This is a genomic window from Paenibacillus sp. F4 (assembly GCF_002894905.1).
Classification (GTDB): domain Bacteria; phylum Bacillota; class Bacilli; order Paenibacillales; family Paenibacillaceae; genus Paenibacillus; species Paenibacillus polymyxa_B.
Map to the genome: position 1 here is coordinate 801,057 of NZ_POVS01000009.1, position 22,622 is coordinate 823,678.

A 22,622-nucleotide genomic window follows, 5' to 3' on the forward strand; every position below is an offset into this window, starting at 1 on the left:
AAGGTCCCCGGCATAAGACCGGAGACCTATCTTGAATAACAACTGTTACCCGTAAGCTAATGCTTGTTATTCAAAGCAGCTGTGCTATCGACTTATTAGCAGTCAAAATACAGGCTATATTCGTGTGGATGAACACGGATGTTCACCGATTTAGCTTCAGAACGTTTGAACTCTACATAGTTATCAATAAAGTCCTTCGTAAATACGCCGCCCTCAGTCAAGAATTCGTAGTCAGCTTCCAGAGCGTCCAGAGCCTCATCCAATGAACCAGGTACGCTACGGATTTTACCTTTTTCAGCGTCAGACAGTTCGTAGATGTTGGTGTCAAGTGGACCATAGCCCAATTCGATTGGGTTCAATTTGCGCTTGATACCATCCAGACCCGCCATCAGCATCGCTGAGAAGGCAAGGTAAGGGTTAGCAGTGGAGTCTGGTGTACGGAACTCGATCCGACAGCCTTTTGGAGTAACAGCCGCTACTGGAATACGTACAGCCGCAGAACGGTTACCTTTGGAGAATACCAGGTTAACTGGTGCTTCGTAGCCAGGAACGAGACGTTTGAACGAGTTTGTGCTTGGATTTGTCAAAGCGATCAACGCAGGTGCATGGTACAGAATACCGCCAATGTAATGAAGAGCCATTTCGCTCAGATTAGCATAAGCACCTTTTTCGTAGAACAAAGGAGTGTCTCCATCGAAAATGGATTGGTGAACGTGCATACCGCTTCCGTTGTCTCCGAAGATTGGTTTCGGCATAAATGTTGCCACTTTACCATATTGACGAGCTGTGTTGTGTACAATGTATTTATAAACGAGCAGGTTATCTGCTGTTTTCTTGAGTGTGTCAAAACGGAAGTTGATTTCCGCTTGGCCTGCCGTAGCTACCTCATGGTGATGGCGCTCAATTCTCAGACCTGCTTCTTCAAGCAAACGGCACATTTCACTACGGATATCTTGTTGGGTGTCTACTGGCGCTACAGGTACATAACCGCCCTTCACTCCCACTTTAAAGCCCAGGTTGCCGCCTTCTTCTTTACGGTTCGTGTTCCAAGCTGCTTCCTCGGAATCCACGAAGAAGGAGGAGCTATTCATGCCGCTTTCGTAGCGAACATCATCAAAGATGAAAAACTCGGACTCAGGTGCAAAAAATGCTGCTGTACCCACTCCTGCGGATTGCAGAAATGCCTCCGCTTTTTTTGCAATGCCGCGAGGATCGCGGTCGTATTTTTCGCCATCTGGCGTAGCAATGTCACACAGAATATTCAGTGTAGGATGCTGAGTGAAAGGGTCGATAAAAACCGCTTCTGGATCGGGCAGCATAACCATGTCGGATTCCTCGATGCCACGATAGCCGGGAATGGAAGAACCGTCGAAAGCAACACCGTTAACAAATGTTTCTGCATCTACTTCGGAAGCTGGCAATGAAATATGGTGAGCACGACCAGACAAATCTACAAAACGAAAATCTACCCACTCAATATTATTTTCCTGAATTGTTTTCAATACGTTTTCAACGGACATGTCTTCTTCCTCCCAATTTTTCCGAACATTAAGTCTTATACAACCCTGAAATGTTCATGATCGAATGTTTTTTTCTGTCGTCATTATAAATCTCAAACATGACACGGGTCAATAGCTATGTAAGGTATTTTTTAAACTAATGTTAGATATGCTTACGCCCTTGATAACATTTGAATAGCACAAAAAGCCCGAAACATCGGGCTTTTAGGCAATTTAAATCTCATTACTGCGTTGCAGCAAAACTTTTATGCATTAATGTTAAACATTGGCTTTAAGCAATGGTAGTAGGCGTGTGAAATGTTTTCCCCACAGCAGGAGCCAATATTTCCAAATCTTTCAGCAAATCTGAAAATTGATCTGGGAACAGGGATTGTACGCCGTCACCCGTCATCGAGTTGTCGGGATCTGTATGCATTTCAATAATTAGTCCGTCCGCTCCGGCAGCGACCGAAGCCTTCGTCATAGGAACAACCAATTCACGTCTACCCGTGCCATGGCTAGGATCAGAAATAACCGGCAAATGGCTCAACTGTTGCAACACAGGGATCGCAGACAAATCGAGTGTATTTCTGGTGTAGGTTTCAAATGTGCGGATACCGCGCTCACACAGCATAACATTCGGATTTCCACCTGCCAAGATGTACTCGGCAGCATTCAAGAACTCGTCATAAGTCGAGCTAAAACCGCGTTTGAGCAACACTGGCTTGCCGCAAGTACCCAACTTGCGCAGCAGATCGAAGTTTTGCATATTACGTGTACCTACTTGCAGGATATCGGCATATTCCGCACAAATGTCTACGTATTCAGGTGTCATAACCTCTGTAATGGTCAGGAGGTCGTGCTTTTGGCCTGCCTCAGCCATCATGATCAAACCTTCTACACCAGTTCCCTGGAAGCTGTAAGGCCCTGTACGCGGCTTAAAAGCACCTCCACGGAGAACTTGCGCACCTGCTGCTTTGACCAATCCGGCAATTTCATCTATCTGTGCAGCAGATTCAACGGCACATGGTCCACCCATAATGACAAGCTCGCCCCCGCCGATATTTACACCTTTAATAGAGATAACCGTATTTTCCGGATGAAAATCACGGCTGGCCAATTTATAGGACTTCGATATTTTAACCACATTTTCTACGCCTTTCATTTGACGCAGATGTTCAGCCAGCTTGGGCTCTACGCTACCGATCAGTCCGATGATCGTGCGATCCGATCCCCTTGATACATGAGCCTGCAATCCTTCTTTCTCAATAACTTCAACAATGGCTTGAATATGCTCTTCAGGTGTTTGAACACCAGCGATAACGATCATTTTTTTCTTCCTCTCTATGAAACATATTTTATAAACCAACTTATAGGTTGATATTATGACACTTAGACGCTTGTTCGCTTTTAAGCTTTTATTCGTTAAAGCAACTATACCTGTTTTAGCTATACTCGTCAAGGTTTAATTATCCCGAATTATTCAATATTCTAACTTAGTGAAGCTTACCGAATAATATCTATAAATAAAACAATTTGAAAAGCCGCTATCCGGATGGTTATATCCGAATAACGGCTGTAATCAATCACATACTATTTCGTTGTTTTTGACTTCTCTCGTACAGGAGGCAGCAGTTTTTTCATATCTATGGTTCGCTGAATCTCCCACGTGTCCGGGTTAGCCGCATCATACTGCTCCAAATACGTAATAACCTCTTTGGTAATCAGTGTCGGCGTTGAAGCCCCAGAAGTCACAGCCACTTTGGCTACGCCCTCAAGCCACTCCCTCTTCAGCTCGGTTACATCAGAAATACGATAAGCTGTTGTACCAGCAATTTCCTCCGAAACCTGAGCTAATCGGTTTGAATTGTTACTGCGCGGATCACCGACAACGATCACCAGATCCGCCTGTCCAGCCTGCTCAGCTACCGCTTCCTGACGTACCTGTGTCGCCAAACAGATTTCATTGTGTATCTCAGCACCCGGGAACTTCTCCAGCAGCTTCTTCATAATGTGCTTGATGTCCCATTGACTCATGGTCGTCTGATTCGTGATAAGGATTTTGCCAGCTGGTAACGTAAGACTGTCGATCTCTTCTTCCTTTTCAATCAGATGAACATGGTCAGGAGCAATACCAATAGCTCCCTCTGGCTCTGGATGATTCTTTTTGCCAATATAAACAATCTGATAGCCTTCGGCAGACTTCTCCCGAATCAGATCATGCGTCTTTGTGACGTCAGGGCAAGTCGCGTCTACCGTAGTCAGCCCCTTGTCTCGTGCCAGCTTGCGAACCTCTGGTGATACGCCATGAGCAGTGAAGATAACAGTGCCGCTCTCTACCTGGCTTAAAATCTCCATACGGTTCGGGCCGTCCAGTGTAATAATCCCTTCGTCTTCAAAGGAATTGGTGACATGACTGTTATGCACAATCATGCCCAATATATAAATAGGCCGGGGTAAGTCCAGATTTCTGGCTGCCTGACGAGCCAATACCATGGCATCGACTACGCCGTAGCAGTAACCCCGGGGCGAAATTCTGAGTACTTCCAAAATGAGCCCCCGCTTTCTTCGACACAGTATACAGCTCCAATAACTCGGTAGCTGTGGGCATCCTAGCCTTTACCGGCCAATTCTATGATGTAGTTGCCTTCCTATTATAGCCTATTCCAAAGGCGCGGAAAAGCTGACCGGAAGCCAGATGACAAATGTCGTTCCTTCTCCTTGGCGCGTAACCACTTCCACAGACCCGTGATGTTCATCAATAATCCACTTGGCAATAGATAGCCCCAACCCAATTCCCTCTGTCACCCCGCGTGACTCATCTGCCCGGTAAAAGCGGTCAAAAATAAAGGGAACCTCACTCTTGTCCATTCCAATGCCCGTATCACTGATCCGTAGGCCCACCTGTCCTTGATAAACAATGGCATCAAATCGGACTGTGCCCTCAGGTGTGTATTTGAATGCATTATCAATGAAAATGAATAGCATTTGCTGCAAATAATCCTTGCTGCCATCCATATAAATACCATTCAGCAACGAAAAATCTCCCACATTCCATTCGGCCGTTCGCTCTAAAAACTGAGCACGACGGGCAACCTCACTTACAAGCGGTTCCAGCGCAACGGGAGTCTTATCGAACGTTTTCCCTGTGTCCGCTCTCGCGAGTGACAACATATCACTCACCAAACGGCTCATCCGTTTGCCTTCATCCGCCATGTCATTTAATGCCTCCATAGAAAGCTCGCGAATCATCTCTTCATCCATATTCGGTCGCTCTCCTGGTTCGGTAGTCCACATTTTGAGCAAAAAATCAACGTTGCCACGGATCGTCGTTAGCGGCGTACGAAGCTCATGGGAAGCATCAGCCACAAAACGGCGCTGTGCACCGTACGCATCTTCCAGCTCCTTGTAAAACACCTCTGTGCGCCCCAGCATGTTGTTAACCGTCCCGATTAATTGACCAATTTCATCTGGTGGTCCGTCATATTCAATCCGCACACTCAAATCATTACTGGATTGAATCTGATTGGCCCCCTCAATGACCTTGACCAGCGGCTTCATAGACTTGCGAGCCAGAAAGAGACCTGAAGTCGCAGCAGCGAGTAATGCAAACAACGAGCCGTATACAAGCACATTTTGTAACCTGTTCATGAGTCGGTCCTGAGAGCCCGTGAATTGTCCTACCTGTAGCAGCCCGACCACCAAGCCCAACTCCTCGGATTTGATCGGCTGTTGAATAATCATAAAGGAATCCCCATTTACGTTCACACGTCGAATTCCCTCATTTTGAACTGCTCCTGCCGCTGTGGAGGGAACAGGGAAGGTGATATTGAGGTCTTTCATATTTTGAGTCGTTTTCGTTACACCAGACGTATAATTGTAAATTTGTACATATAGCTGTGAATCATCTATTCCACGTCCCTGCTCTAATCCCAAATCCAGGTTGGGGACTTCAAACAATCCCCCTTTTATAATAAGGCGTAATTGCTTGTTAATCTGTGGCGCCTGAGTCATAAGCTGACTTTTCACTTCATTATATGTGTAGTAATATACTAGTCCGTAAGTAACCAGACCAAAAATGACTAGTACTATAGCCAAGATGCTCGAATACCAGGCTGTCAGCCGCCACCGAATAGACATATTACACATCACCTCTTAAAATATAGCCAGCTCCCCGAATTGTACGAATGAGTCGTTTACCGCCATCCTGCTCCGTTTTTTGTCGTAGCATGGCAATATATACTTCCAGCACATTCGATTCTCCGCTATAGTCATAGCCCCAAATTTTGTCCATAATCAGATCACGCGAGAGAACACGCTTCGGGTTTTGCATGAACAAATGGAGCAGTTCAAATTCTTTGGCCGTCAGTTCCAAGCGTTTACCGCCACGAACCACTTCACGAGATTCGTTATCCAGTTGTAAATCCTCGAAGGTAAGTCGACTTCCGTTATTGTCCTGTTGTTCGGTTTTACGCCGCAAAAGCGCTCGTACTCGTGCCAGCAGCTCCTCCAAAGCGAACGGCTTGACGAGATAATCATCGGCCCCTAGATCCAAGCCCTTAACCCTATTCTCAACCTCATCCTTGGCTGTAAGCATCAGGACAGGTACCGTGCTTCCACCCTCCCGCATACGACGGCATACCTCAAAACCATCGACCTGCGGCATCATTACATCCAGCACGACCACATCAGGCTCAGCTGTCAGCATTTTATTTAATCCCTCTGCTCCATTGGCGGCTGTCAGCACTTCATAGCCTTCAAATGCCAGCCCTCTGCGCAGCATGGAAACAATTTTTTCATCGTCATCAATGATTAGAATAGTAGAACGCATACACGATCGAACTCCTTTATCTCTTCTTTTCCTTCTATTGTAGCAGGAGTAGACGCGTGTAGCATCTGGCTGCTTCATACAGCAAGAAACGGAAGGGATCTTCCTTCCGTTTCTTGCGTGCACATGTTCATTGTTGTAGGGTTATCAGCTTATTGCTGAAGCGTCGAGCTAAAGTCATTTTTGTTGCCAATTTTCAGCTGAACATCTTTTTTCTGTCCGGCTCGTTCGATGTTAAGTGTCAGTGCTGTACCCACTTTTTGTTTTTGAATGAACTGGATCAGCTCTTGTGATGTGCTATAAGGCGTGCCATTCGCTCCGATAATCACATCGTAAGGACGCAGATCGGCCTGATAAGCTGGTGATTTGTATATAATATCCCGTACAACCGAGCCTTCGGTCAGGGATGTACCCAGTTCTTTGGCTACTTCAGGACTCAAATTTAACAGACTTGCACCAATGAAAGGTACAGGTTCTTTCGGGATAGGCTGGTTATTTTTCAGCTTATCGACGACTTCCAAAATCGTATTGGACGGAATCGCAAATCCGATTCCCTGTGCGTCTGCACTAACAGCTACGTTCATACCGATAACCTGCCCTTGCAGATTTAACAGCGGTCCGCCAGAGTTACCAGGGTTAATGGACGCATCCGTCTGAATGAGATGCTTGTATTGCGTCGGTTTTCCAGTCGATTCACTATTAATGGTGATCGTACGTTCTTTCGCACTTAGCACCCCGGCTGTCACCGAATGTTCAAAGCCTTCAGGGTTGCCGATTGCGACCATCCACTCGCCGACTTTAGCGTTATCGGAGTCACCCAAAGTTACTGTCGGAAAGTTGTTTTTGCCTTCAATTTTAAGTACCGCCAAATCAAGATCAGCATTTTTGCCCAAGACTTTGGCTTCATAAGGCTTATTAGTTCCCTCTACTGTAACCTGAACCACACTCGCGCCTTCAACAACATGGTTGTTGGTTAGGACGTAACCCGATTTATCAAAAATAAAACCGGAACCAATACCAAGCGGAGTCAGCTGCCCGCTGTTGCTACCTTCATTTTCATTACTGTTACCGCTGCTGCCACTATCACCATACTGATTACCGAAAAAGTATTGATACAGCGGGTCATTGTAATAAGGGCTGCTTTGTCTGCCACTGCTGCCACTGGTTTGTTTGGCAAGCGTTTCGATTTTGACGACTGCCGGTCCAGCCTTGGCCACAACAGATTGAACATCAGCGGTACCTGAAGGCATCACAGCCGGAACTGCGCTTGGAGTCGAGCTGGTTGTTCCTGAATTAGTCGTTTCTCCGCTTTCAGCTGCCGCCGAAGTCAACGCCGTCTCGGGTGTGAACATATTTGTTCGGTCAGCTGTATACATCAATACCGTAATGACCAGCATCCCGGCCAAAAAAGATAAGAAAATTGTTTTCACTTGCGACTTGGGCTTATTCGGTTTGAATTGCCAGTTGCCGCCATTCCGCCCCGAACCATCCTGTTGCTCAGGCATAGCGCGATGGTATGAGGGAGGAAGAGGTCTCACTGCCTGTGGTGGCGTAATCTCAACATCCTTTTCCACCGACTGCCCTTCCTTACGTTGTCCGTCCGATTGAACTGAAGAAAAAGGGCCGTAAGAATAATAATATGAGGAACCGTTCGAATCGTTTTGCCGAGTTGCGTTATCGGTATCAACTTGATCGTTGTCATTCCGGCGTCCGGAGTTATTATTTTTAAATTCGTCCATTGTATATCTCCTCCCAAACCCTATGCTTCAAGGTGGTGTTGTTTAACTGACTTTATTTTGCACTTTAAACCTTAATTCCACCTTAAAAACAATTAAAAAGGAGATAAAACCTTAGACCTATTGTACCTAATCACTTTCACTTAAAACGAAATGCCCCGGATATAATCCGGAGCATTATCAATTGTATATGCTTTTTTATTTCGTGTTAAAGTTTTCGTCGAACTTTTCGTTCGGTGTTTGAGCATTGTTTTGAATTTTGTTGCGACTGGAGTTTTGAACTTTTTGAGCTACAGCACCTGTACCGCCTTGTTCTGTTGCAAATTCTTCATCATACTTCTCATTTGGTGTCTGAAAGTTGTCTTGAATTTTATTTTGTTCAGACTGCTTTACCTTTTGTGAAACGACACCTACCGTATTGTCTTGTGCAAATTCCGCTTTGAACTGATTTCCTGCGCTTGCCTTGAAGCCTTTGTTCGTGAAAGAACTTCCGCCTTGATTTGGCATAATTCTCAACCTCCCAGTATGTTTTGCGGGATAAGCTCATCCCATAACATAGTATGTGATGTTGGAAAAAACAATATTCAAGGATTATATGGAAGCATCCAGTGTCGCAGTCGGAATGGTTTTATGCGTTTCTATCGCTTTTTGGAGCGATTTTACCATCTTTTCCGTACATTTTCCGTTCCCTTTTTTTATAATTTGAACATCCACATCTTTCTTGCCCCATTCAGAATACACCTGCCGGGTTGTTTTAAAATACAAGTCAATTTTATTACCCTTAATTGCAGAACCTGTATCTGCTACAATCCCGTATCCATAACCTGGAATGTACAATATGCTTCCCAAAGGAAACGTTTTGGGATCAGCCGCAATCGTAGACAGTGTGTTCTTGTCACGACGCACTTTTACACCGGAATACGTAATACCGTAACCGGGATGACTTGGCCGTTTGCCAGTCGATTCATAGCCTGCTGTATATCCTGTTGCCGTGACCGTCATGGTCGTAATAACCTGCTCTTCGCGTGGAGCCAAAACAGGTGTGGACTGCCATTTTTTATGCTGGACCGGTTCTTTGTGACCGTAAACTTCATTGCCGGGCAATACCAGACAGGTTGCAATTAACACGGTTCCCAAAATCCGTTTCCATACCAACATGGATCTCATAAAAAACCTCCCCTTGAGGCAAAGGCTTTCCAGAAATCCATTGGTTTATACGAAAAGATTATTATTTTTGAACATCCTGACCTGGATATAGTCTGCTCAGCTTCACTTTATCTTCAAAAATGTGCAGAAGTGTCCGCACTATGGGGGTGTGCTCATCGTCTGTGTGCAATATAATGGAAGCAGGAGAAATCGAAATAAGGGTGCTTACGATTCGATCTTCGACCTCCATTTCTAGTTCAATGCCTGGCATCTCGACAATGATGTCATCTGCATCAGGAGTCGGTATGGGCACCATGGCACTATCCAGAATCGTAAAATTATGTCCGCCTTGGTGAAGTACGTGTACGAGCGGAACTTTGCTTTCCTGAAAAAAAACAAAATATTTAAGCAGCCCCATAAATTCTTCGTATTGCCGATCTGCCCAGAATTCTTCCATGGCATAGTCGACGATTTCTTCAAGCTCTTTTTTATACGCATGGAGCCTAAATTGAATCAGTCCTTCCAAATTGATCACACGAAGCTCCTTAAAATCCTTCTCCAGGAGAGTGGTCAGCTTACCATGACGCTTCAAACGGCCTCTCGGGCCATCATCGTTTAACAGTGAACGAATCATACTGCGAATTTGCTCCGTATCCTCTTTCTCCAGCAGCGAACAGGCTTTGGTGAGAATGAGATTGAGCATCCCCCACTCCTTGACTTCGATAATATAATCCGCTATTGCCGAAGACATGATGCTGTATACACAGGGAAGAAAGCTTTCAAACGCCGAATTGCTTTCTGTGCCCTTGCAGGTCCATGCCACTTTGTTGTCCAGCTGTCTGAAAGTGAATCGAAATCCGCGCCGTGACATATGTAGTCCCTTTGTTCTACTTTTGACCACTTCGTAAAACCGGTCGGTTTCCTGATCTCCGTCTGTATTGGTCCACACTGTAAACAGTTCCATTGGCTCACTCCTTTCGATCACTGCTTTCAGTATATGGCGGCCTCTGAAGGGTTATACGAAGTGAACGACTGGAAACAGAAAGACATATTCAAAAGAGGATGATCAGGTTTCAAAAAGCCGGTTGGCGTGTTATAAACAATTACTGTGATATAGGAAAAAACCGAAAGACGTTTGAATATTTAGGGTGGGGTATGTTAAGGTTATAGTAATATGAATTTTTCACAAGAGGGAGGAGATAAGATGTCAACGATGCTGAACATGCTGCGTACACTTATGATCGTCATATTGAGCCTCGTTCAGATTTTGTCCCTTCCTGTGACGTTTCATGCGGAAGACACCACTCAATCCCTTCAGTTTACTGCGGGATCTTCTCTTCTGCCTCATGCTGATGTTTCCTCGTTAGAAACAGACTCTCACGGTCTGGAGCACCATTCCAAACCAGCTATACGCAAATCCTCCCCTTTACTTCATCTGGTGATCGCTGCGGCCAAATCACTTCCCTTTGTCATTTTGATAGCGCTTGTGCTGCTATTGAGCATCCCTAAACTACGTCTGCCTTTTATTCCTGTCATTTGCAAACTAAAAAAGCAATTATACTTGTTCCCCATCAAATTCACCTCTAGTTATGTGGCTTAACCTCCCTTTACATGCATATCACCACATTTGCATGTCTATTTGTTAACCTTTCCCAATAAGTGTACTACGTAAAGTGTATTTATTAGGTTTTTTATGTTAATTCATAAAATTTAATATAAAAAGAAAGTTTTCATGTCACTCCCAAAGTATGTGATTTATTTCCCATACCATTCATTTAAATAACGTATCGTACAGGAGGCTTTACAAATGGATATTCGAGAGTCTATTTTGCCAGGAATCGGGATTAAGTATCGAATAGATGCAGAGAGTGGCGATCGAATTGTCATTATTATTCATGATGATGGCAGGCGCGAGTTATATCACTTTGATTACGAGGATCTGGAACAAAGTATTTCTATGACAACCCTGAATGATCAGGAAGCGCGATTGGTAGCCTCCATCATAGGTGGTATGACATATAAGCCCAAACAGCTTGAAAGTGTAGAAATGACGTTTGACGATTTTATTATCGAATGGTATAGAGTAGAATCCCACTATGCAAGTGTCGGCAAATCCATCGGCGAGCTGGATGTAAGGCAAAATTCGGGAGCCACTGTTATTGCCATTGTGGAGAAAAAGGGAATGAAATATGTAAATCCTGGTCCTGAAGTGATTATTAACGATGATGCCACTGTAGTCGTTGTTGGGGAACGCGATCAGCAAAAACGCTTTAAACAAATCCTTATGAACGGAAGCGGGTGATTGGATGGATCATCTGGTATTTGAGGTTGGATTGGCTATTGCTCTCATCGCTGCAGCCGGACTTATTTCCTCCAAACTGCGCTTCTCGGTCATCCCTTTTTATATCCTGATCGGAATGGCAGTTGGACCGCATGCGATGGAGCTATGGCATTTTGATTTTCGCTTTATCGAAAGCGCACCATTTATTGATTTTTTGGGAAGAATCGGAGTGCTGTTTCTTCTCTTCTACTTGGGTTTGGAGTTCTCAGTAGGTCGGTTAATTAAATCAGGCCGTTCCATTGCCGTGGGCGGCACCATTTATATTGGCATCAATTTTACACTGGGGCTGGCTCTTGGCTTCCTGAGCGGCTTTCCTATAGCAGAGACACTGGTTATCGCCGGAATTACTACAATATCATCCAGTGCTATTGCTGCAAAGGTGCTGGTAGATCTCAAGCGGACTGCCAATGCTGAAACTGAAATGATTTTGGGCATTATTATGTTCGAGGATGTTTTCCTCGCCGTATACATCTCCATCCTCTCCGGATTGGTTCTTAGTGATTCATCCTCGCTCGGGGGTGTGCTGCTATCAGCGCTAATCGCGTTTGGCTTTATGCTTGCAGTCATTATTATCGGCCGTAAGGCCGTCCCTCTGTTAAATCGGATTCTCCGTATTCGCTCCAATGAGGTATTCGGACTTGTTGTTTTTGGCTCTCTGTTTCTGGTGGCTGGTTTTTCGGAAACGATTCATGTGGCGGAAGCTATCGGCGCCCTGCTGGTCGGTCTGGTACTGGCCGAAACGGAACATGCCAAACGAATCGAGCATTTAATTGTTCCTTTCCGCGATTTCTTTGGTGCCCTGTTTTTCTTCAGCTTTGGACTATCCATCGATCCACTGTCCCTGGGAGGAAACGCGATATGGCTTGCGCTGGCAGCAGTCGTCCTCACGTTGTTTGGTAACATTTGGGCAGGAATGCTGGCTGGGCGTACGGCCTCCTTATCTCCCAAAGCGTCAGCAAATATCGGCCTGACCATTGTGGCACGGGGTGAATTTTCGATTATCATGGCCAACTTGGGTAAAGAAGGCGGTTTGCTTGATATTGTTCAACCCTTTGCAGCCATCTATGTACTCATACTGGCGATTCTTGGACCACTTCTGACAAAGCAGTCAAAACCTATTTTTAATATGTTAAACAAACTATTCAAGTTCAAGGACCCCCGCCTACGAAAGGAAGAAAGTAACTCGGCATAACTGAAAAAGCTGGATACGACAATCCATAGGAGGGAAGGCTATGCCGCACGCTGTAAAACATGCCGAAGCTCTATGAGGTGGCTTGTAAAGCCCGCTTCAGGAGATGCGAGCAGGTTCCCTGTCTTTTATACGGTGATTGGTGGAATTACGGCATCCGTCGGTCTGGAATTGTTTTTACATCCGCACGATATGATAGCTGGAGGCGTCACGGGAATCTCCAGACTCATGTCGATTTATACCCAGGAGCATTTTGGGTTACTGCTATTCGTTTTGAACTTGCCACTCATGCTGCTGTATTCTCTGTCTACTCACAAACCCATGATGTATCGAGCTCTTCCCGGCTTGTTCGCCCTTTCAGGCTCAGCCATCATTCTCTCGCCTTTTCCAGCAGTGAGCGGCCATCCGGTTGTATGTGCTTTGGGAGGCGGAATCTGTATCGGGCTTGGCGCAGGGCTGGCAGCCCGTCACGGTGGGCTGCTGGATTCACTAGGACTTAACGTGTCTGACGATGGCCGTCCATCCACTTTGTTGCTAACACACCGGAAAATTCCATTAATACAGATTGTTATGCTGTGTAATGGTCTGCTGCTAATTACGGCTGGCTTTGTGCTGGGCTGGGAGCCAACTCTCTATTCAGCTTTATCCTGCCTCGCCGCCTATGAAACGACCCGGCTGATGTTTACCGGTCTGACATACACGGTTTGTGTTGTCAGTAAGAAACAGCAAACCGTCGAGGATGCCATATATCGCAGGCTACGTATACAACGTATTTCTGTGGGAAGTCCTGTTCAGATAAAGGGCAAAATTAACATGGAGCCGGTCAGTGAAAAAACTGAAAAAGCTATGGTCTACAATGTTCATCTTTTGGATTTGCAGCGCTTCAAGACGATTATTCATATGACAGACCCGAAGGCAGAGATGATGTATATGAAGCGGTGGACCTATAGACCCACTAAATAATGAAGGAAATAAAAGAAAACATCAAATAATCCAACGGCAGCCATGTGCGAGAAATAATGTCTCAGGCTGCCGTTTTATTAATTAAAACAATCTTATTATCGTCCTATTAATCCGAATAAGAGTAGTCGGTTAAGTTCAGCCATTTTATTTTTACAATCTCCCCTTCTTGCCCAAGATGATTGTAAGGTCCCAACTGCAATTAATAATTCCAATGTGGTCTCCAGAGTAACAGAAGAATCAATAGCTCCTTCCTTTTTCCCAAGCTCAATAAACTCCTGTATGATCTCAATTCTGATCTTATTTGTGCTTTCACTGTATAGGCTCGATAATATATGATCCTCTACCCCCCCCGGAGAACAAAGCAGTTGATAGTCTTGATCGGCACAGATCTCCAAAGCTCGAAGAAGCTTATCTTTAAAATCGATGTTTTGGTTTATGAGCTCCTTTGCCATACGAACGGTACTTTGCATCAGTACGTTCGCACATTCCTTGACTACCCCTTCTTTGCTGCCGAAATAGTTATACAGCGATACAAACGATACCCCGGATTCAGTGGCAATGTCTTTTATACTGACGTGGATAAAGCCTTTTTCTTTAAAAAGCTTTAAGGCTGCATTTACGATCGCATCCTTCTTTTTCTGTGTTCTAATTTCAAATTTGTTCATAACTTTTCACCCACATCCCACTTTTCATTAAGGAATAATATATCATGATTCAATATATTTTTAAATAATGTGATCAATATTTAAAAACTTGTTGACAGCTAGATTGGGATGGGGATAGTATCAATTGTATAGTTTTTAAATTTACACGTAAAAATTTAAAAACTTTGACTCTGCATTCGTTCCTGTTACAAAGAGAGGCGAACTTATTTCATGAAAACAGATCAAGTTTGGGCGCGAGTCATCTTAATAGTGCTGATGAGCTTGGATAAAGCTCGATTCAATAACTAACATAAAAAAATATTATGGAGGTATACCCTATGAACATATTGGTCTACGGTGCGGGAGTCTTCGGAAGTTATTTAGCCCATGAGCTGGTGCGTGGAGGAAACAACGTAACGATACTGGCCAGAGGACGACGTGCGGATGAGCTGCAAAAAAACGGTAACGTGATTCGGCATTATTTCCAACTCCGTACTACAGTTGCTAAAGTAAACGTAATCCGTGAACTGAAGCCAGAGGATGTTTATGACCTTATTTTTGTAGTCATGAAATATCCGGATTTTCAGGCTGTTCTACCCGTTCTAGCAGAAAATCATAGCAGACATGTAGTGATCATGGGGAATAATGCAAGTCCCTTTGAAATGCAGGATTATTTGCATGCAAACAGTCCTGTGGAGAAAAAGGTTGCCTTCGCATTTCAGACAATCGCTGGATGGAGGGAGACAGGCCGGGTGATCTGCCTGCACGGTCCAACGGGGCAAATGATCATCGGCGGCTTAGGTGAAAATTTATCATGGCACTCGATAATCGACCAAGCTTTTGTTAAGACCAAATATAAATTGACTTACTACATAAATATGGATGAATGGCTTAAAAGTCACTTTGTTATGATCTTGCCTTTGAATCTCATTGCCGCTTCTTATGACGGGAATTTGCGCAAAGCCGCTAAAGATAAGAAGTTGCTGAATCATGTCATTGATGCTATAGATGAGGGACATCAAGTATTGGAAAAACTCGGATACACGGTTACACCTGCAAGTCAAGCACAATTAGTCCGAAATAAACGAAAGATGTTCTATATATTGCTGAGGATTATGTTGGCAACCCCTGTCGGTAGAATTATCCTGAGTGATAAGGCAGTGTCAGCTAATGAGATGTCAGCGCTATATCAAGCTTTTATTATTTTGAAGAAAAATGCGAACATCCCGACACATCATTGGGACAAGCTTGAAAATTATTCCTCACCACAGTAGAGATAACATCCAACGTTGGCGGGAAACAATTCAAAAAAACGCTTATCTGCACTAATTCCTCTACACGGATTAATGATAGATAAGCGTTTTTAATGATTACGAAATATGAACGGATGTATTCTTAATTTTGCATAATAAAGTCATGTTCAATACTGCTGGCACTGTCAAATGTACGAATGATATCATAACGGGTGTTACGTTGTGCCGGGATATTACCAGTCTCGCGGATCAACTGTAAAATGGACTCGATGTTGACCTTATACGTTGCGCCTGCAGCGGAAACGACGTTTTCCTCAATCATAGTGCTGCCAAAATCATCACAACCGTAGTACAACGATTTTTTACCGATTTCAGGTCCCATAGTTACCCATGAGGATTGAATATGCTTGATATTATCCAATACAAGACGACTGATCGCAACGGTCTTCAAATATTCCTCCGGCGTCTGGCGTTCCTTCTTCAGATTGGTATTGTCTGGCTGGAAGGTCCAAGGAATAAAGGCCAAAAATCCTTCAGAATTATATTTGTTTTCAATGCATTCGTCCTGAGCATCGCGAACACGCAACAAATGCAGCGCACGCTCCTCCATCAACTCGCCAAAGCCGATAACCATCGTAGCAGTCGTGTTCATTCCAACCTTGTGAGCTGTTTGCATGACATCCATCCAATCACGCCAAGAGCCTTTGAGACGGCTAATTTTGCGGCGTGTGCGGTCATCCAAAATTTCTCCGCCTCCGCCCGGAAGCGAATCCAATCCAGCTTCATGAATGGCTCGAATCGTGTCTTCCATGGATAGACCGGATTTTTCCTTCATTTTGTGAATTTCAGCTGGCGAGAAGGAGTGCATCGTAATATCAGGAAAACGCTCCTTGATAGCTTTCAGCAAATCCGTATAATAACTGAACGGCAGATTTGGATTCACACCGCCTTGCATTAGAATTTCGGTGCCACCTACCTCCTGCGTTTCCTTGATCTTCTGAAAGATCACCTCATCGGGCAAAACATAACCTTCATCGGAACCCGGTCTACGGTAAAAAGCGCAGAAGCGACAGTATACGTCACATACGTTCGTATAGTTAATATTTCGTCCGATGACGAAGGTTTTAATGGGATCGGGGTGCATGCGATTCATGACTTTATTCGCCGCGTGACCTATTTTTTCTACCTCGTCTGATTCGAACAAAGCAACGGTATCCTCTAAATTCAGGCGTTCGCCGCGTAGGGCTTTATCTAAAATATGGTCGATTACACTCATGGTGTATCCTCCTTCGCTGTCACAGGGCGACGAAATGAACGACAGGACTTATGAACGAGAATGCTTTCACAAACCTGCGTTCGAACCCTGCCGTAATGTATGTTCATGACTGGCCTTGTATGTTGTCTGTGCTATTTAGCATAGTAAAACCTAATGATAATACTAACATATCTTTAGGTAAGGAACCATACTTATTCCCGCTTCTTTCTGCTTTTCACCTAGGAAAACAGGCAACTGCCAAGCTTATCTTAACATTGCGTATAGCTAAGAAATAAGAAAACAGGACTGAAAAGTGCCTTTTTTCACACTGTCCTTCATGTCATTCTTATAGAAAACAGCAAGCCTCCTGAAATACTGGAAACTTGCTGTTTAGTACTGTACATATTTGCTCCCGGCGTGAAAACGACAAAGATGCTGCGGATGTGCTAACGCTCTAGCGCAGCGCCTCATCCAGATCACTGATCAGGTCGTCAATATCCTCCAAACCTACGGAGAAACGAAGTAGTCCGTCCGTAATCCCGCGCTCCAATCGTACACTATGGGGCATAGCCGCATGTGACATCATCGCCGGATACGACAAGATGCTTTCCACAGCTCCCAGGCTCACCGCTACAATTGGAATACGTACGCGACTGAGGACTTCTTTTGCACGCTCACCAGAACCCACATCAAACGATATCACTGCACCATAACCGCTGGATTGACGCTCATGAACTTCACGCCCTGGATGATTCTCCAGACCCGGGTAGTATACTGCCTCAATGTCGTTGCGCTCGTTCAGCCAGTTAGCGAGCTTGGCTGCACTCTTTTCGCTGTGAGCCATACGAGCCTCCAGTGTCTTCATACCGCGCATGAGCAACCATGACTCCTGCGGAGCCAGCACGGTACCCAGTCCATTTTGGAGCTGCTTGATTTGTCTCCCCAACGATTCGGTACGCGCTACCGCAAGTCCTGCCAGCACATCGCTGTGTCCGCCCAGAAACTTGGTCGCACTGTGCAATACAATATCGACTCCCTGCTCAATCGGACGTTGATAATAAGGTGTCATAAAAGTATTATCCAATAAAGTTAAAAGTCCGTTGTCCTGTGCCCAAGAGGTTATTCCTGCTACATCGGTAATTTTGAGTGTCGGATTGGACGGTGTTTCCATATATACAGCCCTTGTGTTCTCCTGCAACGCCTCTTTCACAAGGTTGAGGTCCGTCATGTCGACGAAGGTCGTTTCGATATTCATCCGTTTCAAAATGGAGGTCAACAATCGATATGTTCCCCCATATACGTCCTCGGAAACAATGACATGATCTCCAGCGGATAAGAGCATAAATGTAGTGGAGATGGCCGCCATACCTGACGCAAAGGCAAAGCCGCACGCCCCGCCTTCTAATAGAGCGATATAATCCTCCAAAGCTTGTCGTGTCGGATTACCTGAACGGCTATAGTCATGCTGTGGAGGATTAAAAATATCATGATGGTGAAAGGTAGAAGCTTGATAGATCGGGACGCTCGATGCCCCCGTAACACTGTCAATTTCAGAGCCAAAATGCAGCAGCTTGGTAGCGAATTTCCGCTCTTTGTCCAGATCCTGCCCGATCCTCCTCGCATCCTCTATCATTGCTGCTCCCCTCCTTCTACTTCTTGACGTGCCGCTTCCAGAGCCGAACGCAAATCTTCAATTAGGTCGTCTGTATGCTCAATGCCTACGGAGAAACGCAACAGCCTATCATCTACCCCAACTGCATCACGAATTTCTGCTGGTATGTCGGCATGTGTCTGTACAGCGGGATAGGTCATTAGCGATTCCACGCCGCCGAGACTTTCCGCAAAAGCAATGAGCTTAATGTGACGAAGCAAAGGCTCCACATAACGAGCATCCTTTACTTTAAAAGAGAAAATGCCCGTGTTTCCGCTGGATTGTTTATTTTGTATCTCACGACCTGGATGGCCTTCGAGCCCCGGATAAAATACTTCCGCCACCGCCGGATGCGTCAGTAAATAGTTAGACAGCACCGTTGCATTATGCTCATGTCGATCCATACGCAGCGCTAACGTCTTCATACCCTTCATCAACTGGTAGCAGTCGCTCGGGGAAAGCACGGCTCCTATGGAATTGTGCAGGAAGGAAATTTCAGCTGATAGCTCTTTGCCTTTGGTTACGATCAATCCTGCCAGCACATCGTTATGTCCGCCCAAATATTTGGTTGCGCTATGTACCACAATATCCGCGCCCAGTTCCAATGGCCGCTGGAAATATGGTGTTAGCAGCGTATTATCTACAATGGTAAGCAACTGATGTTGTGATGCCCATTCGGCAACCGCTCGAATATCAGTAATCATCATTAACGGATTTGTAGGCGTTTCTATAAATACGGCTTTGGTATTCGGTCGACATGACTGTTCGAGTGCTTCAAGATCGTTCGTATCCACATAACTCGCTGTTACACCAAATTTAGATAAAATACGCTCCAGCAAACGATATGTCCCGCCATAAAGATCCAACGATACAATGAGATGATCTCCCTGTCCAAACAATGCAAATACCGTTTGTAGCGCCGCCATACCTGAGCTGCAAGCAAAGCCTGCATCACCAGATTCAAGTGCAGCAGAAGCCTCTTCCAGTACCTTTCGCGTGGGATTGATCGTCCGAATGTAATCAAATCCTGTACTTTGACCCAGACGGGGATGGCGGAACGCCGTAGATTGGTAAATCGGGTAATTAACAGCCCCGGTTACTGGCTCCTCGACTGAACCGATTTGTGCCAATCTGCTTTCGATTTTCCACTGTTTCTCACTCATATGAATCCTCCTGTTAACTTCCATAGTAGGTGCTATAACATATGCTGTAAAAATGGATGTCAAAGACTATACTGCTGCGCTACTGCAAGGTGGTACTGTAAAAGGGTAAACTACAAGCCCCTTTTTAAATCTGGGGCCCGATATCGTAAGGTGTTTCTTGGTATACATAATAGTTAAGCCAATTCGAAAATAATAAATTGGCGTGCGCCCGCCAGATAGAGGGCGGTGTGCGCTCAGGATCATCATTAGGAAAATAATTTTTGGGGACTTCAATATCCAGTCCTTTGGCCACATCGCGGTCGTATTCCCATTTCAGGGAAAGCGGGTCATATTCAGAATGCCCAGTTACAAAAATTTGTTTACCGTCAAGCGTGGCTACCAGGTACACTCCAGCTTCCTCGGATTCGGATAAAACTTCTAATTCGGCAATATGATCAATATCTTCCCGCCGAACCTCCGTATGCCGGGAGTGAGGAGCATAAAACAGTTCATCAAAGCCGCGTAGCAATTTCACTTTAGGTTTAATAACTGTGTGTGGAAATACGCCAAAGCATTTGTAGTCGAGCCCGTATTTCGGGACACCGAAATGATGGTATAAACCTGCCTGTGAGGCCCAACAGATATGCATGGTCGAAGTTACATTCGTTTTCGTCCATTCAAAGATTTGCCGGATCTCCTCCCAGTAGTTCACATCCTCAAACTCAAGCTGTTCAACCGGGGCTCCTGTAATGACCATACCGTCAAAACGACTGTTCTTGATCTCGTCAAACGTTTTATAAAACATGTTCAAATATTCTTGCGATGTATTTTTGGATACATGAGACTTCATGTGCACCAACGTAACGTCCACTTGCAGCGGCGTATTGCCGACCAGCCGCAACAGTTGGGTTTCCGTAGTTTCTTTTGTAGGCATCAAATTCAAAATGGCGATCCGCAACGGACGAATATCCTGATGATAGGCCAAACTTTCGTCCATTACGAAAATATTTTCGCCCTCCAGCACTTCCTTGGCAGGTAGCGTATCTGGAATCTTAATCGGCATGTAAACTCACTCCTTATTCGGTAAGTTTTGCGAAAATCGTCTTGTTGAGATGCCGGGCATATAATAAAAAGACCTTTCTCAGTTAGAGAAAGGTCATATTTGTATCCATATGCGCCTCTCTCATCTGTCAGGGCTACGCTCTTTGTACAAAGCGCGCGTCCTGCAAGAATTAGCACCGTGCGATTAAAATCGCCGGTTGCCGGGTATCATCGGGCTAGTCCCTCCACCTGCTCTTGATAAGATTTCGCTATATTCATTTTGGGTTCACAAAGTTCTTGTTGTTCACTTTAATGCATCGGCTGGGCTTCGTCAAGATGGGACTTGTAAATTTGTACCCTGCATTCACATTTTGTCTACCTTTTCCATAGGTTAAATCATATCCCTCTTATCGCTGATGCTCTTGTCACTGCTGTTGATTTAGCCCATGATTTTGCGCTTGAAAGGCCGTAGGCCGAGCGTTATACTATACAAGTGCTAATAGGCAAAAATATGGAGCAGTAGTGCAAGATTTGAGTGTTTCCTGCGATACTGTGGCAACCTAAAAAAGAACATTGTGAGGTGAATCCGGAATGGAAGGCGACCCGAGTCCGAATAGGCGGCGATCCCTGAACAACAGCATAGGAATGACTTCAGCTTGCCGAAAGACGGGACGCCAGGCTCTGCATGCTCCAAAAGCCTTCGGCTTTTGATGGGAGTGCACGCTTACCCGAACCGGCTAACTGGCTAACTGAGTCCATTTCTTATGCTTAAGGTAAACGTATTTCCGTTACGACGGAGCATAAGGAGTGACATATATGAAAATCCGTTTGGTCAACAACGGGGTTTTTACCCCTGTCGAAGAAATTGAAATGGCGCTTACTGCACCGGCAGAAGGCTTTTATTGGATTGATGCCGATGTCGATGATCTGGCAGTGCTCCAGCCTTTATTTTCCATGCATGATCTTGCAGTGGAAGACTGTTTGAGCGAAGAAGAACAGCGTCCGAAGATTGAAATTTATGAAAGCCATTATTTTATCGTTGTAAATAGTATTCGTTTTGATGATGAAGAAATATTTTTGCGTGCTTTGAACATTTTTCTCGGCCGCCATTTTATCATTACGGTGACCAAGCAGAAAATCAATGAGCTTCGTACCCTCAAGCCTATGCTGTGGGAGCAAGAAGTCAGCCAGCCTGACCGTTTTATGTATCTGTTAGTCGACTTGATCGTTGACAACTATTTTCTGGTTGGTGACCGGATTGAGGTTCGCATTGAAAAGCTGGAAGAAGACATTCTAATGCATACAAAAAAGTCGCATTTGAACGAAATCATCGGCTTACGCAGTGAGATTCTGTGGCTGAAAAAAGTGCTAGGCCCACAAAAGGAAGTCATCAATACCCTGAACAAACGCGATTTGCGACTCATCGACGATCAATTGCAAAAATATTTCAGCGACATTTATGAAAATGCTGTGAAAATTTCGGAGACTTTTGAAACTTACCGCGACTTGATGGGTAACCTTCGAGAAGCTTATCAATCAAGTATCGCCAACCGTGCCAATGAAATTATGCGTGTGTTTACGGCAATTACGACCGTATTTATGCCATTGACAGTCATTACCGGAATATATGGGATGAACTTCGATAATATGCCTGAGCTTCATACACGTTATGGCTATTTTGTCGTCATTGGTATTATGGTGGCATTAGGTGTCAGTATGTTCTGTATTTTCCGCAAGAAAGACTGGGTTTAAAAAGAAAAGGGTAAGAAAAGTACCGAGTTGGATACTTATTTCGATGTTCAAGCTTGGTCATAAAAAGCAGCAGCCGTGTCCTGTGAGGAACTGGGACTGACCCCATAGCGTGAGACAAATTAAAACACCTTCAAGAGAATGCAGCCATGTCGTAAGATATGGAGACAACCTTGGAGGTGTTT

The 22,622-nt window shown here is 44.9% G+C and carries 20 protein-coding genes and 1 riboswitch; of the genes, 6 read left to right on the forward strand and 14 right to left on the reverse strand.

Annotation, left to right across the window (positions count from 1 at the left end; genetic code table 11):
• Positions 1–95: 95 nt before the first annotated feature.
• From glnA to C1T21_RS10840, 9 genes are all read right to left on the reverse strand, one after another.
• On the reverse strand, positions 96–1,520 hold the full coding sequence (gene glnA / locus C1T21_RS10800; protein WP_023987803.1) for a type I glutamate--ammonia ligase: 1,425 nt from the start codon (positions 1,518–1,520) through the stop codon (positions 96–98).
• A gap of 271 nt (positions 1,521–1,791) precedes the next feature.
• Positions 1,792–2,829 (reverse strand): 3-deoxy-7-phosphoheptulonate synthase, encoded by a 1,038-nt coding sequence (aroF, locus tag C1T21_RS10805; protein ID WP_013309435.1) that lies wholly within the window; start codon positions 2,827–2,829, stop codon positions 1,792–1,794.
• A 263-nt stretch (positions 2,830–3,092) separates the two neighbouring features.
• Positions 3,093–4,049, reverse strand: a complete 957-nt coding sequence (locus C1T21_RS10810) for a 4-hydroxy-3-methylbut-2-enyl diphosphate reductase (protein ID WP_013309434.1) — start codon at positions 4,047–4,049, stop codon at positions 3,093–3,095.
• A 111-nt stretch (positions 4,050–4,160) separates the two neighbouring features.
• Positions 4,161–5,639: a sensor histidine kinase gene (locus C1T21_RS10815; protein ID WP_061829156.1), complete on the reverse strand. Its 1,479-nt coding sequence runs from the start codon at positions 5,637–5,639 to the stop codon at positions 4,161–4,163.
• Between the two features lies 1 nt (position 5,640).
• The gene (locus tag C1T21_RS10820) at positions 5,641–6,330 is read right to left on the reverse strand and encodes a response regulator transcription factor (RefSeq protein ID WP_025723298.1); all 690 of its coding nucleotides are present in this window, start codon (positions 6,328–6,330) and stop codon (positions 5,641–5,643) included.
• 149 nt (positions 6,331–6,479) lie between these two features.
• A complete protein-coding gene (locus C1T21_RS10825) occupies positions 6,480–8,066 on the reverse strand; it encodes a S1C family serine protease (RefSeq protein WP_103048234.1) in 1,587 nt (528 codons plus the stop codon).
• Between the two features lie 195 nt (positions 8,067–8,261).
• Entirely contained in the window at positions 8,262–8,570 is a 309-nt protein-coding gene (locus tag C1T21_RS10830; protein ID WP_103048235.1) for a hypothetical protein, read from the reverse strand.
• A gap of 84 nt (positions 8,571–8,654) precedes the next feature.
• Positions 8,655–9,230 (reverse strand): 3D domain-containing protein, encoded by a 576-nt coding sequence (locus tag C1T21_RS10835; protein WP_013309429.1) that lies wholly within the window; start codon positions 9,228–9,230, stop codon positions 8,655–8,657.
• A gap of 61 nt (positions 9,231–9,291) precedes the next feature.
• Positions 9,292–10,173, reverse strand: coding sequence for a putative sporulation protein YtxC (locus tag C1T21_RS10840; RefSeq protein WP_103048236.1), 882 nt, complete (start codon positions 10,171–10,173; stop codon positions 9,292–9,294).
• 240 nt (positions 10,174–10,413) lie between these two features.
• Here C1T21_RS10840 and C1T21_RS10845 point away from each other — a divergent pair, with 240 nt between their 5' ends.
• The 4 genes from C1T21_RS10845 (at position 10,414) to C1T21_RS10860 (ending at position 13,702) form a co-directional block, all read left to right on the forward strand.
• Positions 10,414–10,809, forward strand: a complete 396-nt coding sequence (locus C1T21_RS10845; RefSeq protein WP_103048237.1) for a hypothetical protein — start codon at positions 10,414–10,416, stop codon at positions 10,807–10,809.
• 207 nt (positions 10,810–11,016) lie between these two features.
• Positions 11,017–11,511: a cation:proton antiporter regulatory subunit gene (locus C1T21_RS10850; protein WP_013309426.1), complete on the forward strand. Its 495-nt coding sequence runs from the start codon at positions 11,017–11,019 to the stop codon at positions 11,509–11,511.
• 4 nt (positions 11,512–11,515) lie between these two features.
• Entirely contained in the window at positions 11,516–12,742 is a 1,227-nt protein-coding gene (locus tag C1T21_RS10855) for a cation:proton antiporter (RefSeq protein WP_103048238.1), read from the forward strand.
• A gap of 72 nt (positions 12,743–12,814) precedes the next feature.
• Positions 12,815–13,702, forward strand: a complete 888-nt coding sequence (locus C1T21_RS10860; protein WP_103048239.1) for a YitT family protein — start codon at positions 12,815–12,817, stop codon at positions 13,700–13,702.
• Positions 13,703–13,797: 95 nt separating this feature from the next.
• Here the strand turns inward: C1T21_RS10860 and C1T21_RS10865 are convergent, their stop codons facing one another.
• Positions 13,798–14,367: a TetR/AcrR family transcriptional regulator gene (locus tag C1T21_RS10865; RefSeq protein ID WP_103048240.1), complete on the reverse strand. Its 570-nt coding sequence runs from the start codon at positions 14,365–14,367 to the stop codon at positions 13,798–13,800.
• Between the two features lie 317 nt (positions 14,368–14,684).
• On the opposite strand from C1T21_RS10865, the gene C1T21_RS10870 reads away from it, so the two are divergent.
• Positions 14,685–15,620 (forward strand): ketopantoate reductase family protein, encoded by a 936-nt coding sequence (locus tag C1T21_RS10870; protein WP_103048241.1) that lies wholly within the window; start codon positions 14,685–14,687, stop codon positions 15,618–15,620.
• A 121-nt stretch (positions 15,621–15,741) separates the two neighbouring features.
• Here C1T21_RS10870 and mqnC read toward each other — a convergent pair whose 3' ends face one another.
• The 4 genes from mqnC to metA all read right to left on the reverse strand — a co-directional run bounded on the left by mqnC (position 15,742) and on the right by metA (position 20,710).
• Positions 15,742–16,875 (reverse strand): cyclic dehypoxanthinyl futalosine synthase, encoded by a 1,134-nt coding sequence (gene mqnC / locus C1T21_RS10875; RefSeq protein WP_103048242.1) that lies wholly within the window; start codon positions 16,873–16,875, stop codon positions 15,742–15,744.
• A 433-nt stretch (positions 16,876–17,308) separates the two neighbouring features.
• Positions 17,309–18,487, reverse strand: a complete 1,179-nt coding sequence (locus tag C1T21_RS10880; protein WP_103048243.1) for an aminotransferase class I/II-fold pyridoxal phosphate-dependent enzyme — start codon at positions 18,485–18,487, stop codon at positions 17,309–17,311.
• Entirely contained in the window at positions 18,484–19,668 is a 1,185-nt protein-coding gene (locus C1T21_RS10885) for a PLP-dependent transferase (protein WP_103048244.1), read from the reverse strand. Before C1T21_RS10885 ends, C1T21_RS10880 begins: the two co-directional genes overlap by 4 nt.
• A gap of 124 nt (positions 19,669–19,792) precedes the next feature.
• Entirely contained in the window at positions 19,793–20,710 is a 918-nt protein-coding gene (gene metA / locus C1T21_RS10890) for a homoserine O-acetyltransferase MetA (RefSeq protein ID WP_103048245.1), read from the reverse strand.
• Between the two features lie 117 nt (positions 20,711–20,827).
• Positions 20,828–20,953, reverse strand: a riboswitch (SAM riboswitch).
• Positions 20,954–21,504: 551 nt separating this feature from the next.
• Between metA and corA the strand changes: the two genes are divergently transcribed.
• Complete coding sequence (gene corA, locus C1T21_RS10895; RefSeq protein WP_023987788.1) at positions 21,505–22,440, forward strand: magnesium/cobalt transporter CorA; 936 nt, start codon at positions 21,505–21,507, stop codon at positions 22,438–22,440.
• Positions 22,441–22,622 lie beyond the last annotated feature (182 nt).

Bases quoted from the DNA above. Each gene is read 5' to 3' on its own strand.
- mqnC (WP_103048242.1), bottom strand. From the start codon at position 16,875: ATGAGTGTAATCGACCATATTTTAGATAAAGCCCTACGCGGCGAACGC.
- C1T21_RS10865 (WP_103048240.1), bottom strand. From the start codon at position 14,367: ATGAACAAATTTGAAATTAGAACACAGAAAAAGAAGGATGCGATCGTA.
- C1T21_RS10855 (WP_103048238.1), top strand. From the start codon at position 11,516: ATGGATCATCTGGTATTTGAGGTTGGATTGGCTATTGCTCTCATCGCT.
- metA (WP_103048245.1), bottom strand. From the start codon at position 20,710: ATGCCGATTAAGATTCCAGATACGCTACCTGCCAAGGAAGTGCTGGAG.
- corA (WP_023987788.1), top strand. From the start codon at position 21,505: ATGAAAATCCGTTTGGTCAACAACGGGGTTTTTACCCCTGTCGAAGAA.
- aroF (WP_013309435.1), bottom strand. From the start codon at position 2,829: ATGATCGTTATCGCTGGTGTTCAAACACCTGAAGAGCATATTCAAGCC.
- C1T21_RS10830 (WP_103048235.1), bottom strand. From the start codon at position 8,570: ATGCCAAATCAAGGCGGAAGTTCTTTCACGAACAAAGGCTTCAAGGCA.
- C1T21_RS10845 (WP_103048237.1), top strand. From the start codon at position 10,414: ATGTCAACGATGCTGAACATGCTGCGTACACTTATGATCGTCATATTG.
- C1T21_RS10815 (WP_061829156.1), bottom strand. From the start codon at position 5,639: ATGTCTATTCGGTGGCGGCTGACAGCCTGGTATTCGAGCATCTTGGCT.
- glnA (WP_023987803.1), bottom strand. From the start codon at position 1,520: ATGTCCGTTGAAAACGTATTGAAAACAATTCAGGAAAATAATATTGAG.
- C1T21_RS10870 (WP_103048241.1), top strand. From the start codon at position 14,685: ATGAACATATTGGTCTACGGTGCGGGAGTCTTCGGAAGTTATTTAGCC.
- C1T21_RS10885 (WP_103048244.1), bottom strand. From the start codon at position 19,668: ATGAGTGAGAAACAGTGGAAAATCGAAAGCAGATTGGCACAAATCGGT.
- C1T21_RS10880 (WP_103048243.1), bottom strand. From the start codon at position 18,487: ATGATAGAGGATGCGAGGAGGATCGGGCAGGATCTGGACAAAGAGCGG.
- C1T21_RS10825 (WP_103048234.1), bottom strand. From the start codon at position 8,066: ATGGACGAATTTAAAAATAATAACTCCGGACGCCGGAATGACAACGAT.
- C1T21_RS10840 (WP_103048236.1), bottom strand. From the start codon at position 10,173: ATGGAACTGTTTACAGTGTGGACCAATACAGACGGAGATCAGGAAACC.
- C1T21_RS10820 (WP_025723298.1), bottom strand. From the start codon at position 6,330: ATGCGTTCTACTATTCTAATCATTGATGACGATGAAAAAATTGTTTCC.
- C1T21_RS10850 (WP_013309426.1), top strand. From the start codon at position 11,017: ATGGATATTCGAGAGTCTATTTTGCCAGGAATCGGGATTAAGTATCGA.
- C1T21_RS10860 (WP_103048239.1), top strand. From the start codon at position 12,815: ATGAGGTGGCTTGTAAAGCCCGCTTCAGGAGATGCGAGCAGGTTCCCT.
- C1T21_RS10835 (WP_013309429.1), bottom strand. From the start codon at position 9,230: ATGAGATCCATGTTGGTATGGAAACGGATTTTGGGAACCGTGTTAATT.